Source organism: Halopenitus sp. POP-27 (genome assembly GCF_029889855.1).
In the GTDB taxonomy this organism is placed as follows: Archaea; Halobacteriota; Halobacteria; order Halobacteriales; family Haloferacaceae; genus Halopenitus; species Halopenitus malekzadehii.
The window spans coordinates 161,702-175,915 of the sequence record NZ_JARANU010000004.1; the positions used below are offsets into that span (position 1 = coordinate 161,702).

Here is a 14,214-nt window from a genome sequence, read left to right on the forward strand (position 1 = left end):
ACCACGACCGTCGGCACCCAGTTCGGGTAACCCCGAGGTATTACGTTCAGTATTTACGTGCCCGCAAGGTAACCACACGCGGATGAGTTACACCGGTCCGACTGACCTGTATATCGATGGCGAATGGACGAGCGCCGACGACGGCGAGACGTTTACGACCGAGGATCCCGCGACCGAGGAGCCGTACGCGACCGTCGCGGAGGCGAGCGAGACCGACGTCGATCGCGCGGTCGAGGCCGCTCAGGCGGCGGCCGAGCGGGACGCCGAGTGGCGATCGCTTGACCCGCGGGAGCGCGGCCGGTTCCTCGAGTCGTTCGCGGACGCGATCGAGGACCGCAAGGACGAGATCGTCCGCGTCGAGTCCCGCGATAACGGGAAGACGCCCTTCGAGGCGACCCTCGACGTGGACATGGTCATCGACACGGTCCGGTATTACGCCGGCTGGACCGACAAGATCGAGGGCGACGAGGTGCCGGTTCCGGGCGACCGACTGAACTACACCGTCCGTGAACCCCTCGGCGTCACCGGCCACGTGATCCCGTGGAACTACCCCTTCCAGCTCGCCGGTCGGAGCCTCGCGCCGGCGCTTGCGTGCGGGAACACCGCGGTCCTGAAACCCTCGAGTACGACCCCGCTGTCGGCGCTCTACTACGCGGCGGCGGCCGATGAGGCAGGACTACCGGACGGCGTCGTCAACGTCGTGCCCGGCCGCGGGAGCGTCGCCGGCAATCGGCTGGTCGAACACCCCGACGTCGACCACGTCGCGTTCACCGGCAGTACGGGGGTCGGCAAGGGCGTGATGGAGCGTGCGGCACAAAACGTCACCGGCGTCACGCTCGAACTCGGCGGCAAGGGCCCGAATATCGTCTTCCCGGACGCCGACCTCGACGCCGCGGCGGCGGGCTGTCACTACGGGATCTTTATGAACGCCGGCCAGATGTGCTGGGCGGGCTCGCGGCTGCTCGTCCACGAGTCGGTCCACGACGAGGTCGTCGACCGCGTCGTCGAACGGGCGGAATCGACGCCCCTCGGGAGCGGGATCGATGACGGCGGCCGGATGGGCCCGGTCGTCAGCGAGAGCCACCACGAGGAGGTCCTCGAGTACATCGAGACCGGGCGTCAGGAGGGCGCGACGGTCGCGACCGGCGGCGGCGTCCCCGACGACAAGGACGCGGGCCACTTCATCGAGCCGACGGTGTTCACCGACGTCACGAACGACATGACGATCGCCAGAGAGGAGATCTTCGGCCCCGTGCTGTCGGTCATCGAGTTCTCGGACCGCGAGGAGGCCATCAAGATCGCCAACGATTCCCCGTACGGCCTGATGGCCGGGATCTGGACGACCGACCTCGAGACGGCTCACAGCGTTGCCGACTACCTCGACTACGGAATGGTCAGCATCAACGAATTCCCGGTTACCCAGCCGCAGACGCCCTTCGGCGGGTTCAAACAGAGCGGCAACGGCCGCGAGCAGGGGACCGAGGCGCTCCACGAGTACACGCAGACGAAGAACGTCAACGTCAACCTGGAGTGAGACGCCTCACGCCCCGCCCGATCTGCCACCCTCGTCGTCGAGGTCGGCGTCCTCATCATCGAGGTCGGCGTCCTCGTCGTAGAGATCGGTGACCTCGGCGGCGAAGCGATCGAGGATATCCCGCCGCTTCTTCTTCATCGTCGGGGTGAGCAGCCCGTTCTCCTCGGTGAACGGCTCGGGGACGAGCCGGAATCGTTTGATCCGTTCGTGATCCTCGAGGGCCGCGTTCACCCGATCGACATCACGCTGGATCCGCTCGCGCACGCGGTCGTCCTGACTCCGGCTCAGCCCGCGGCGGTCGGCGGGACGGTCGATCCCCTGTTCGGCGGCCCAGTCACGGAGCGCCTCGACGTTCGGCACGATGAGCGCCGAGACGAACTTCCGGTCGTCGCCGACCACGAGACACTGCTCGACGACCGCGGCGTCGGAGAGCCGGTCCTCGATCGGTGCCGGCATCACGGTCTTCCCGGTCGAGAGGACGATCCGTCGATCGGCGCGGCCGCGGAACTCGATGTAGCCGTCCGACCTGATGGCGACGATGTCGCCGGTCCGGAACCAGCCGTCCTCGGTGAACGCCGCGGCGGTCGCGTCGGGGCGGTTCCAGTAGCCGTCGGTCACCTGCGGCCCCCGGACCAGGAGTTCGCCGACGTCACCGTCGCCGGCGACGCTGGCGGCCTGATCGTCGCTTATCGCGGCCTCGTCGACCGTGACGTCCGTGTCGACGACCGGCGGGCCGATCGTTCCGGCGATCGGCGCCTCCGGCGGGTTGACCGAGACGACGGGCGCGGTCTCGGTGAGGCCGTACCCCTCGAGGATCGGGAGCCCCATCCCGTGATACAGCGCACAGAGGTCGGCCGACAGCGAGCCGCCACCCGAGATGAAGAAGTCGACGTTGTCGCCGAGCGCCTCGCGAACCGAGCTGAAGACGAGTCGGTCGGCGATCGCGTGTTTGGCGGCGAGGACGGGACCAGGGTCGTCGGTTCGGTGGGCCGCCCGCCCGATCGAACACGCCCAGTCGAAGATCCGGCGGGAGGGCGCCGACTCGGACGCCTCCTGACGCATCGCCTCGTAGAGCTTCTCGTACACGCGAGGGACGCTCGTCGCGGTCGTGGGGCGAACGAGCTCGAAGTCCTCCCGGAGCGTGTCCGGACTCTCGGCGTACGCGACCGTGGCACCGGCGGCGAACATCAGGAAGTGACCGGCGAGCCGCTCGAAGACGTGCGCCAGCGGAAGAAACGACAGCGTCGTCGTGCCGGGGGCGATCCGCGGGAGGTCGGGTCCCTTGTCCGGGCGCGGACCGAGCCGCCTGTAACACTGCGTCAGGTTCGCCCGGAGGTTGTGGTGGGTGAGTTCGACGCCCTTCGGGCGGCCGGTGGTTCCCGACGTGTAGATGAGGGACGCGTGGTCCGTCATCGCGATGTCGTCGATCCACCCCTCGTAGGCGCCCCGATCGAACGTCTCGCGGCCGCGTTCGTGAACCGTCGCAAGCGGGATGACGGGCGGATCGTCGGTCGCGTCCGCGGGCGGAACGTCGGTCGCGTTCGCGGCGCCACTCGCGTTCACGTTCGGGACGTCGTCGATCGTGACGATCGCCTCAAGGTCGTGATCGAGGTCCTCGCGGACGTCGAGCACCCGCTCGCACAGCGCCGCGTTCTCGACGACGACGACGGTCGCTTCCGGATCCGCCAGCAGGTACCGGAGCCGCGCGTCGGTGGCGGACGGGTAGACGGTCGTGACGACGCCGCCGGCCGCGAGGAGGGCGAGGTCGGCCTGCGCCCATTCCATCCGCGTGTTCGAGACGATCGCGACGCGAGTGTCGGAGTCGACGCCGAGGTCCCGAAATCCGGCGGCGAGATGCTCGACGATCGAGCGCATCTCGGCGTACGTGAGGTCGGCGTACTCGCCGTCAGGTGCAGCCGGGATCACGCCCCCGGAGACGAGCGATCGGTCGGCGATGCCGCCCTTGTACCGCTGGGCGGTGCGGTCGGCGTGGCGTCGTGCACTCCGATCGAAGGTGCGTGGGATCGGTTCCTCGGCGATGACCGCGTCGTCGAACTCACGTTCCGCCTCCCGCCAGTCCATACTCGGCGGTTGGGTGGGGTCTTTATAAACCATCTGGGACGGGACGCCGGCAGAGGACTACGCGTCCAGCATCGTGAGGACGCCGCGGACGTTGAGGCGCTCGTTGGCCTGTGCCCGCTCGCTCGTCCAGACCCCATCGAGTTCGGTGGTCCGCTCGAAGTGGCGTATCACCGCCTCGTCGGAGTCGAGTTCCTCGCGTTTGCGCCGGACCGCCTCGACCCACTCGACGGATGCGCGCTGGAACTCCTCGATGACCGCGGGGTCGAACGACCGGGGACCAAAGTGGGAGAAGCAGAGCACGGAGGGGTCGAGATCCGCGATCGCGGCGGCGTCATCGAGACACTGGTCGAGGTCGAACTGCGGCGGCGGGGTCGTCGGGGTGACCGTGTCGATCTGCGGGACGTAGATCCCGGCGGCGTCGGCGGTGAAGACGACGCCATCTCCGGGCTCGTGGAACACGACCTGGTGGGGCGCGTGGCCCGGTGCCTCCAGAACCTCAAGCCGTCGGTCACCCAGGTCGATCGTGTCGCCATCCTCGAGTCCGCCGGTTCGATCCGCCGGGATCGGTTCGGGGTCGGCGTAATGACGCCACTGGTCGCCGACGGCCGCCTTCGTCCCCTCGACGAGTCGGGAGGGATCGACGAGGTGGCGGACGCCGCGGTCGTGGGTCCGGACGGCGGCCTCGGGATAGGCATCGGCCAGATGGCCGGCGCCGCCGGCGTGATCGAGATGGACGTGGGTCGGGAGGATCCACACGAGGTCGTCGGATTCGATCCCGATCGCCGAAAGCGTCTCGTACAGGGTGTCGACGTTCGCGCCGGTCCCCGTGTCGATCACCGCGGGCGTGGGCGTGTCGTAGATGTAGACGGAACCATATCCGGGCGCGTCGAACATCCCGGTGTCGTGGTAGTAGAGGTCCTCGACGCCGCGAACCGCCTCGAACTCGCCGGGAGAGAGTCCACCGGCGGAGTCACCGGTCGTCTCATCACGTATCATTGTGATCGCTGGGGGCGGTCTCGGAGTTAAGGGTTCGGTGCGCGGTGTCGAGTTCGGTGCGCGGCGGCGAAGGGTTCGGTACGTGGCCTCGCTATCGGTACGTGGGAGCCAGTCAGGGCGCGACGCCGACCGTGAGCAGGGTGCCCCACGTGCGGTACCGATCGACCATCGCCTCGCGACTCTCCCAGTCCTCGGTCGGGAACGCCTCCGCGGACGGGATCTCGATCTCCCGGTCCGGGATGGTGTCCTGGGCCGCGACGTGGAGTCCGGCCTCGCGGAACGCCTCGCGGTACTGCGAGCGGTCCCAGAGGGTCATCTCCACGTCGATCGACGCCTGCCACTCGTGGGTGTGTTCGCTCTCGGCGAAGTAGTTGACCGCGCAGTACCAGGTGCCGCCGGGACGGAGGATCCGCCGGATCTCCGAGAGAGTGGTGTGGGGGTCGGCGGCGTAGTAGAACGCCTCCATCGAGACGACGTGGTCGACCGAGTCGTCGGCGAACGGGAGGGAATCGAAGTCGCCGACGAGGAATCCGATCCGGTCGTCCTCGGAGTACGACCGGGCGTTCCGCGCCATCTCGGGTGCGCCGTCGAGCCCGTATCCGCGGTCGATCCCGCGTTCCGCGAGCGCGCGGAGCGCGTACCCGGAGCCGGTGCCAAGGTCGACGACGACGTCGCCGGGATCGACCGGCATCCGGGCAAGGACGTGTTTGGCGGTGTGCCAGTGTCGATCCTCCATCCCGCGGTCCTTGCCGGTCGTTGCCCACTCGTCGAACTCCTCGCGAACGCTCATGGAACGGTCTCGGTGCGGGACGGGCAAAACAGGTTCGGGACGGCGGGCAGCGACGCGTTTTGGACGGCGAGCATCGAGGTCCCACGGCAGCGGGTTCCTCCGGCAGCGGGTTTTTAACTGCCGACCCCGCAGAGAGACGTATGAAGCGGCCACGGGTTCGGCGTCCGAACTTCCGGATCGCCGACTCCGCCCAACAGACCGTCGGCGGGTTCCTGTTGGCTGGACCGTTCGTCGTGACCGAGGAGGTGTGGGGACTCGCACAGGGGATGCATCCCATTCAGGCGATCCTGACCGCGGGCGTCGTCGCCGCGATCGGCTACGCAGCGCTGTACCGTGCGGATACCGGTCGCGATCCCGACACGGAGCAGGCGGTCGCCGGGATCCCGATCCGGTTCCTTTCGTTGATGACGGTCTCCTTCGGGTCGGTGCTGGTGCTCGCGCTCCTCTTCGACGCGCCGGACACGTTCCTCATCAATCAGGGGATGACCGGACGAGAGGTGTGGGTGACGACGGCGAAGGCAGTCACGATCGGAGCAGTCTTCAGCGTCGTCGGCGCGGCGACCGCCGACAGCGTGTTCTGATCGACACCGGACGACGCAAAGACGGATCGCAACACAACTTAAGTTCGTCCGGCGGGTGCCGCCTGTATGGAGTACTCGTTGGCGATCGAGAACGCGCCGGAGACGATCCCCGGAGGAACCGGGCTGTTGTTAGTACACCCGAGCATCGGCGAGACGGACCGGATCGACACGGACTTTCTGAAAACCGACACGGACTCCTTTCTCGTCGTCTCGACGCGAACGACGGCGCGGGAGGTCGAGCAGAAGCTCGAGTACTACGACGTCGACGAATCGCGGGCGACGATCCTCGACACGATCTCCGTCGAGCGGGGGTATTCGCGTCGATCCGGCGACGACGTCTACTACGTGGCCTCGCCGGACGACCTCGAGGGCGTCGTGGATTCCGTCGAGCGGTTCCTGACCGACCACGACGGGAAGCGGCGCGTCTCGATCGATTCGCTCACCGAGATGGCCTACTACGCGGACGAGGAGGCGGCCTACGAGGCCGCGGCGGGGATCCTCGAGCTGCTCGCGAAGCACGACGCCGTGGGACTGTTCCACCTCTCGAAGGAGGTCCACGACGACGACGTGTTGGACCGGTTCGAGACGCTCTTCGACGTCGTCATCGATCTGAACGAGGACGGAACCGCCACGGTCGAGTCGTAGCCGACGGGAGCGGCGTCGCCGATAGTCGGCGTCGCAGTCAGGGGTCGGCGTCACCGATAGTCGGCGTCGCAGTCAGGGGTCGTGGTCACCGGCAGTCAGAGTCCAGCCGGCGATCGGCGCCGTCACCGACCGCGATCAGGACGTCTCGAGCGCCGCGAACGTCTTCTCGGCCCATCGAACCGCGTAGTCGGCGCCGTGGTCGGCGTAGGCGGCGGTGTCGAGCGCGGAGAACGGGGTCGGCAGGTCGAGATCGTGGCGGACCGCCGAACAGGCGTACTCGGTCGCATCCGGGAAGGTCATCTCGCCGCGGGCCATTCGGCTCGGGAGAGCCTCGAGGCGGTCGGTGAGACGCTCGCCGGCGTCGACCCACGCGTCGTGGAGTCGGTCGTGGTCACCGGCCCAGTCCGCGAAGGTCTCGCGGGTTCGGAGCCCGATCCAGGCGTCGAAGAGGGCGTTCGCGACCTGGTAGACGTCGACCGGAGTGAGATCGCCCGGGACATCCGGACCACGGATCGCGGCGTCGAGGTCCCGGTACCGATCGCCGAAGAACGGGAGAAAGTGCTCGGGGACGTCGGCGCCGATCTCGACGAACGCGCCGGCGATCAGGAACGACAGGAACTCGTCCGGCGTGGTTTCGGCGCGTCGTTTGCAGATCACCGTCGGCGGGTCGGTCTGGGCGGTCCATACGACGGTCCCGTCGCCGGGAGCGCCGACGGTGAACGTGGATCCGCAGTAGCGCTCCAGAACCGCGGGTGCGTCCGTCGGAAGCCACTCGGCGGGGTACGTCGCCGGCTCGAGCCGGTCGACGAAGAGCCCGAGGTCCTCCGCCGCAGCCGGTGGGATCGTTTCGAAATCCGACTCGGCGTCGAGGACCGGCGTGTCGGGTGCGTGCGTCGATCGAACCGCCTCAAGATCGGCGGGCAGTTCACGCCGGGAGAACATTCAGGCGAAGGCGTACGTGAAGATCGTGAGGATCGAGAGGACCGCGGCGCTTCCGACCGTTCCAAGGACGACCTTCGTTGGGGTGCTCATACCGGACGTGTGGGTGCCGGTCGCTTAAATCCATTCAGTTCGACCGAGCCATTCCTGCCGACGATTCGACCGAGTCGACACGCTCGGCGACTGGATGGTGATCGCTGCCGAGGCGTTTAAGTTTCCATCGGCCGATCACCGACCGTGCGCGTACGAGACGCCGTCGAGGCCGACGCGGAGGCGATCGCCGCGCTGTCCGGACAGCCGGTCGACGCGACCCGGGAGGTCATCCACGACCGGTCGGTTCGCGTCGCGGTGTCCGAGGGCGAGAGCGACGACCGACCGGACGCAGGATCAGCTCCTGGCGAACCGATCGCCTACGTCGCGTTCGACGCGCGACGCGGAACGGTGCATCTGACCGGGTTCGACGGCGAGGCGACGGCGCTTGAGCGGCTCCTCGAGGAACCCTGCCGGTTCGCGGACCGGGAGGGAATGGCGGTCGAGGCGATCGTCGACCGGGACGACGAAACGCGCCGGTCGATCGTCGAGGGCGCCGGCTTCGAGGAGGGTGGATCGGGTCCACGGTTCGACGGCGCCGAGACGGTCCGGTACCGACTGCCGGTACGCGAGTAGGTTCGGTACCGACTGCCGGTGCGTGAGTGGAACGGGGCGGCGCGTGACCGCGAAGCGATCCTACGCGAACTTCCGGACGGTCATGTCCAGCGTGTCGAGATCGAGGATGGGCGCGAACCCACAGTCGGGGTCGATGTTGACCGACTTCTGGAAATCGGTCTGTTCCTGCCAGCAGCCGGAGTTGACCGCCAGGACGTTGTGGTATTTCCCCCAGCCGAGCTTGTGAACGTGGCCGGTGTGGAACACCTCAGGAACGTCCTCGATGACGAGGTGGTCGCGTTCCTCGGGTGCGACGCGGGTGTGACCGCCGAACTGCGGGGCGACGTGGCGTTTCTTGAGCAGGTGGTACATCGCCTTGTGGGGGTCGTCGTAGCTGGCCTTCTCGGCCGGGAGTTCGGCGATGACCTCGTCGAGGGAGACGCCGTGGTACATCAGGACGGAGACGCCCTCGATCGTGACCGCAGCTGGGTTCGAGACGATCCGGGAGTCGTGTGCGGACATCAACTCGCGGAGATCCTCGTCGAAGGCGGGTTGGGGCTCCGCGAGCCGGACGGCGTCGTGGTTGCCCGGGATCATCACGATCTCGAGATCGTCGGGAACGTCCTTGAGGTGCTCGGAGAACCGCTCGTACTGCTCGTAGATGTCGACGATATCGAGCTCCTCGTCCTGGTCCGGGTAGACGCCGACGCCTTCGACCATATCGCCGGCCAGGAGGAGGTACTCGACCGGCTCGGCCTCCTCGGTGTGGAGCCAGCCGGCAAACGACTCCCAGGCATCGCGCATGAACTCCTGGGAGCCGACGTGGACGTCCGAGATGAGCGCGGCCTGGACGTGCCGGTCGGCGTAGCTCGGCTGGAACGTTCGAGGAACGTCCGGGAAGTGGACCGCATCGGCAAACAGGATCCCGGCGTCGTCGGCCAGCGTCCCATCGACGGCAATACACTCGTCGAGGAGGATCTCGTCGACGACGTCCGCGATCCCCTTGTCCTTCATGATCAACGCCGGAAAGGTTCCGGTCGTATCCTCGAGCTCGACGAGCCAGTGTCCCGACCGGGTCGATCGGACGTCGTTGACGAGCCCGATCATCGCGGCGTCGCTGCCGCCGGGCATCTCCGCGATCGCGCTCGCCGGACGATGGTTCACGCGTCCGCGAAGGATCTTCGAGAGGCGCTCGTACCGGTCTCGGAACGTTCGGACGAAGTCCGCGTATTCGCCCGTCCCGGTGCTGTGGCCGGTCATGTCGTTCGCGATCTCGAGGTCCCTGAGATGGGCGGTGTCGGACCGGTCCGCGTCCGAGGTAGCCGTCTCGGAGCGTGACGCGTTCGAAGCGGTCGTCGACGCAGCCGTGTTCGAAGCAGTCGTCGTCGATGTAGCCGTGTCCGAAGCGGTCGCTGTCGATCCGGTCGAGTTGGTGTCCGATCGGGAATCCGACGTGGACGGGTCGGACTCCGTCGTGTCGTCGACGGCGACGTTCCCCTCGTCGGTGGATGCATCGGTTGATACGCCGGGGGATGCGTCGGTCGATACCTCGGTTGATACGTCAGAGGATGCGTCGGAGGATGCGTCGGAGACGGGCGAGCGGTCCGACCCGGTTGACCCCATTGTTTCGGGTGGAGAGGTCCTTTCAGTCGAGGTGTTTGTCGACCTATTGGATCCAGTCGAAATGGAGGGATCGGATTCGATCGTGGACCGAACCTGGTCACTCGTGATGCGGAGAGCGTCGTCATCGGCGCGTTCGGTGACGGCCTCGATCGTGGCGCGTGGGTCGTCGGTTCCGGCGATGAGCGTGATCGCCTCGCGGTCGGCGTTGAACCCGCGTTCGGTGAGTTCCATCACGATCCGCGACGACGTCTCCAGTGGCACGAGTCGCTGAAGGGGAAGCGTGAACAAAAGAATGCCGACCGATGGCGACTTCGATCGATCGTCGACGACTTGGACCGGTCGTCGGTGACTTCGGTCGGAAGCCGGAGCGTACCCGGAGCCAGAACGTTCAAACCCGAAGCCGCAAAAGACGAATCAAATGGGCTCCGGGAACGAATGGTCGGGGGAGCCATCGGACGATGATCCGGGATCCGACGCGAGGGGACCCGACAGCGGTTCCGACGGGGGCCGACGGACGACCGATCCGACCGGCGACGATCGAACTGCCGACCGGAACGGCGGTGACGATCGGACCGACAACCGGAGCGGCGGTGACGATCGGACCGACGACGATCGAGCTATCGATCGCGACCGCGACGATGCGATGCCCACGGGCGGGACCGAGACGCAGGAAACGCACTCGGAGTCAGGATCCAAGCATCGCGATTCGCCGGCCGGTCGGCCGTCGCAGGCACCGGAAACGACGGCGGCCGCCGAGCGTGGTCGTGAACGCGATCGTGGCCGTGAACGGGGGCTCAGTCGATCGACTGGTGGGCAGGATCGAGGGTCCATTCGCGAGTTTCTGACCGCCACGGAGGGACCAGCAGTCTGGATCCGTGACGTCGTCTCGAGCGTCCTCATCGTGCTCGCGATCGGCGCGTTACTGTTCGCCGTCACCGGCGTGTGGCCGCCGATGGTCGCCGTGGAATCGGGGAGTATGGACCCGAACATGCAGAAGGGTGACCTGATCGTCGTGACTGAACCGGGACGGTTGGCGCCGGCGGCGGCCACGAACGACGTCGGGGTCGTCCCCGCCGCGGTCGCCGAGCGGGAGGGCTATCGGTCCTTCGGCGCCCCGGGATCGGTGATCGTGTACACCTTCCCAGGCCGGATCGGATCGCCGATCATCCACCGAACGATGTTCCACGTCGAGGCCGGTGAAAACTGGGTCGACCGTGCCGACGATCGATATCTGAGCGCGGACACGTGTTCGGCGGTACAGAACTGTCCGGCACCACATTCGGGATACATCACGAAGGGCGACAACAACGGTCGCTACGACCAAGCGAGCGGGATCGCACCGCCGGTGAAACCGGAGTGGGTCACGGGCGTCGCGCGCGTTCGTCTCCCGTATCTCGGCTGGATCCGGCTGGTCGCCACGGGACAAGCGACGATGGACGAAGCCGTCGAGGCGGTAACGTCCGGAACGCTTGGGTGGAAAGGGATGTTCGGCGTACCGGGGGCTCCGGACGCGCTGGCGATCGCGGGATCGACCGCGATCGGGAGTGCGGCAGTCGTCGGGACGGCGGCAGTTCGGCGACGGCATCGGTAGTTCGGCGACGGGAAGAGTTCGGCGACGGGAAGAGTTCGGCGACGGGGGTGGTCCGGCGACGGCGTCGATACGACGACGGCGAGGCGGCTAGTTGTCGAACCGCGCTTGGACGAACGGCTGGGCGTTCTCGATGTCGCCGAGCCGCGAGTCCGACAGGAGGACGGCTTCGGTCTCGTCGATCGGCACCGAGAGGCTCATCTCCTTGGTCCGACCGTACCGACCCTTCGAGACGACGACCGCGTTGACGATCCCGAGCATATCGAGCTCGGAGATGAGGTCGGTGACTCGACGCTGGGTGAGCACGTCGGCGTCGATCTCCTCACAGAGACGTTTGTAGATGTTGAACACCTCACCGGTGTTGATGTTGTGGACGCCGTTCTTCTCGAGGAGGATGATCGAAAAGAGGACGATCTTGCTCTGGGTGGGGAGCGTGCGGACGACCTCGACGACGCGGTCGAGTTCGATCTTGTCCTGGGCCTGCCGGACGTGTTCCTCGCCGATCACCTCCGCCTGCGACCGCTCGGCGAGTTCGCCCGCGGTCCGCAGGAGATCGAGCGCCCGGCGGGCGTCGCCGTGCTCCTGTGCCGCGAACGCCGCACACAGCGGGATCACGTCCTCGGTGAGCGCGTCACCTTTAAACGCGACATCGGCACGGTGTTGGAGGATGTCCCGGAGCTGATTCGCGTCGTACGGCGGGAAGACGATCTCCTCCTCGCCGAGGCTCGACTTGACGCGCGGATCGAGGAAGTCGGTGAACTTCAGGTCGTTCGAGATCCCCATGATGGAGATCCGCGAATTGCCGAGCTCGGAGTTCATCCGGGAGAGGTTATACAGCGTGTCGTCGCCGGATTTCTCGACGAGCTTGTCGATCTCGTCGAGCATAATCACGGCCACGCGCTCGTGGTAGTCGACGGCGTCGAAGAAGGTGGAGTAGACGCGGTCGGTCGGCCAGCCGGTCATCGGGACCTCCTCCATCTCCTCGGCATCGTCCCGGAGTCGTTGGATCCGGTCGTCGATCGCCGAAACGTCCTCGAAGGGGGTTCCATCGAGTGGAGAGGGATCCGAACCTGCACCGGCGTCGATGGATGAACTGTCGGTATCGACGGGCGACGCGTCGGTGTCTTCCTCGTCTGCGGCCGTTGATCTCTCCGTAGCCGTGGATTCCTCATCGACGACGGCGGAGCGGAGCGTCTGCAGGTCGTCGATCCGGTCCGCGATCACCGTCTGATTCTGTTGGATGAACTTGTTCGCGAGTTGCGCGAGCACGCGATACTGGGTATCGGTGACCTCGCAGTTGATGTACTCGACCTCGCAGGGAACGTCGTACTTCTTCGAGGTGGTCTCGAGTTCGTTCGAGACGAACTTCGCGGAGGCCGTCTTTCCGGTCCCCGTCTTCCCGTAGATGAGGATGTTCGAGGGAGTATCGCCGCGGAGTGCGGAGACGAGGATCGTCGCCATTCTGTTGATCTGGTCGGTTCGATGCGGGAGCTCGTGTGGGGTGTAGGAGGGACGAAGCACCTCCTTGTTCTCGAAGATGGGCTCGCTGGACAGGAGGTCGTCGAAGAGTCCCTGGCTTTCGGTCTCGTCGTCGCCGTCCTCCTGAAAGACGACGCCGTCCAGATCGACGTCGGTCGAGGATCGGTCCCGGCTGGGGGACGAATCGACTGCGACGGTGACGTCGGCGTCGGTATCCGTGGATACGTCGGGGGCGTCCGAAGGGGTGGTGGTAGCATCCGAAGGGGTGGTGGTAGCATCCGAAGGTGTGTCGGCAGCGGCGTTCGAAGGTGTGTCGGCGGTGGTGTCCGAGGTGGAATCATCCGAGGCAACGTCGGAGCCCTCCGTTTCGGATGGAGACGATGTGGAGGAGGTGGGAGTAGAGGAGGCAGGAGTAGAGGAGACGGAACGATCGTCAGGTGCTCGGTCGTCAACGGCGTCGTTCCGATCGTCGGCGGAGGGTGCCCTCGTGGCGGCATCCGGATCGTCCGTGACGGGATCCGGATCGTCGGGAGCGAGAGCCGAATCATCGTCGGATGCGGAACCGTCATCGGATGCGGGACCGTTTCGTTTCGAAGTCTCGTCGTCGCTCGTCTCGGGTGCGTGTTCGGATGTCGTGTGGTCTGTTCCCATCAATAACCCCCCTGTTTCAGGTGGAAAACTCCGAGATGGCGCGTAGATACCGCGGTTCAGACGTGAACGGCGAGGTATTCCTGGAGGAGGCCAAAACGGAGCGTCCAGATGATGCAAACGAAACAGATGTCCACATCCAATAAAAGCGTTGCCCTCTCCAGTTGAAAGGGTGGTGGGGTGTGTGACGGGATACCCATCTCCAGTGGAAGCGGAGGGGTTCGATAGGTCGGCAGAGCACCACGGTCGGTGGTTCAGGTGATCGACGATTCTGTTGGAGCCGATCGAAACCGATATTTCACGAGTATTGGCGACAATTCTCGCGTCATACAGTGACCCGTGCTGGTACGCGCCACATTTGATAGCTGCAGTTGATAGTCGTAGTTGGAGATCATAGTTGGAGGTCGTAGTTGGTGGTCGTGGTCGGGGGTCCTGGTTGGGGATCGTGGTTGGGATCGTGGTTGGGAATAGTTATCACGATAACAAACACCACTCAACAAGGTACCATTCAACATATAGAACAGGCCATTGGAGATCTGGTTACCGTTCATTTGACCCCCCACCCCTTCGTTTCAACTGGAGACGGGTGGAGGGGTGGGGGCGGGTTAGGGGATAGTTTTGTCTCTTTTTTACATCTAACGCTGTTGTCGATATTCAGAGTGTT

At 66.0% G+C, this 14,214-nt stretch carries 11 protein-coding genes; 5 read left to right on the forward strand and 6 right to left on the reverse strand.

The annotated features are described in order from the left end of the window. Nucleotides 1-82: 82 nt before the first annotated feature. Nucleotides 83-1,534, forward strand: a complete 1,452-nt coding sequence (locus OQF70_RS04285) for an aldehyde dehydrogenase family protein (RefSeq protein WP_280536036.1) — start codon at nucleotides 83-85, stop codon at nucleotides 1,532-1,534. Nucleotides 1,535-1,540: 6 nt separating this feature from the next. On the opposite strand, the gene OQF70_RS04290 is transcribed toward OQF70_RS04285, so the two are convergent. The 3 genes from OQF70_RS04290 to OQF70_RS04300 form a co-directional block, all read right to left on the reverse strand. Next, complete coding sequence (locus OQF70_RS04290; RefSeq protein ID WP_280536037.1) at nucleotides 1,541-3,616, reverse strand: long-chain fatty acid--CoA ligase; 2,076 nt, start codon at nucleotides 3,614-3,616, stop codon at nucleotides 1,541-1,543. Between the two features lie 57 nt (nucleotides 3,617-3,673). Beyond that, nucleotides 3,674-4,612 (reverse strand): MBL fold metallo-hydrolase, encoded by a 939-nt coding sequence (locus OQF70_RS04295; RefSeq protein ID WP_280536038.1) that lies wholly within the window; start codon nucleotides 4,610-4,612, stop codon nucleotides 3,674-3,676. 112 nt (nucleotides 4,613-4,724) lie between these two features. Continuing rightward, complete coding sequence (locus tag OQF70_RS04300; protein ID WP_280536040.1) at nucleotides 4,725-5,402, reverse strand: class I SAM-dependent methyltransferase; 678 nt, start codon at nucleotides 5,400-5,402, stop codon at nucleotides 4,725-4,727. Between the two features lie 140 nt (nucleotides 5,403-5,542). Between OQF70_RS04300 and OQF70_RS04305 the strand changes: the two genes are divergently transcribed. Beyond that, on the forward strand, nucleotides 5,543-5,983 hold the full coding sequence (locus tag OQF70_RS04305) for a DUF2391 domain-containing protein (protein WP_280536042.1): 441 nt from the start codon (nucleotides 5,543-5,545) through the stop codon (nucleotides 5,981-5,983). A 66-nt stretch (nucleotides 5,984-6,049) separates the two neighbouring features. Next, nucleotides 6,050-6,628, forward strand: coding sequence for a hypothetical protein (locus OQF70_RS04310; RefSeq protein WP_280536043.1), 579 nt, complete (start codon nucleotides 6,050-6,052; stop codon nucleotides 6,626-6,628). 135 nt (nucleotides 6,629-6,763) lie between these two features. On the opposite strand, the gene OQF70_RS04315 is transcribed toward OQF70_RS04310, so the two are convergent. After that, entirely contained in the window at nucleotides 6,764-7,570 is an 807-nt protein-coding gene (locus OQF70_RS04315) for a hypothetical protein (protein ID WP_280536044.1), read from the reverse strand. Nucleotides 7,571-7,804: 234 nt separating this feature from the next. Between OQF70_RS04315 and OQF70_RS04320 the strand changes: the two genes are divergently transcribed. Further along, the gene (locus OQF70_RS04320; RefSeq protein ID WP_092816816.1) at nucleotides 7,805-8,233 is read left to right on the forward strand and encodes a hypothetical protein; all 429 of its coding nucleotides are present in this window, start codon (nucleotides 7,805-7,807) and stop codon (nucleotides 8,231-8,233) included. Nucleotides 8,234-8,293: 60 nt separating this feature from the next. Here the strand turns inward: OQF70_RS04320 and OQF70_RS04325 are convergent, their stop codons facing one another. Next, nucleotides 8,294-10,096 carry a DNA-directed DNA polymerase II small subunit gene (locus OQF70_RS04325; protein ID WP_280536046.1) on the reverse strand — a complete coding sequence of 601 codons (1,803 nt, stop codon included), beginning with the start codon at nucleotides 10,094-10,096 and terminating at the stop codon, nucleotides 8,294-8,296. 157 nt (nucleotides 10,097-10,253) lie between these two features. On the opposite strand from OQF70_RS04325, the gene OQF70_RS04330 reads away from it, so the two are divergent. Continuing rightward, nucleotides 10,254-11,426, forward strand: a complete 1,173-nt coding sequence (locus OQF70_RS04330) for a S26 family signal peptidase (RefSeq protein WP_280536048.1) — start codon at nucleotides 10,254-10,256, stop codon at nucleotides 11,424-11,426. Nucleotides 11,427-11,513: 87 nt separating this feature from the next. Here the strand turns inward: OQF70_RS04330 and OQF70_RS04335 are convergent, their stop codons facing one another. Next, complete coding sequence (locus tag OQF70_RS04335; RefSeq protein WP_280536049.1) at nucleotides 11,514-13,553, reverse strand: ORC1-type DNA replication protein; 2,040 nt, start codon at nucleotides 13,551-13,553, stop codon at nucleotides 11,514-11,516. Nucleotides 13,554-14,214 lie beyond the last annotated feature (661 nt).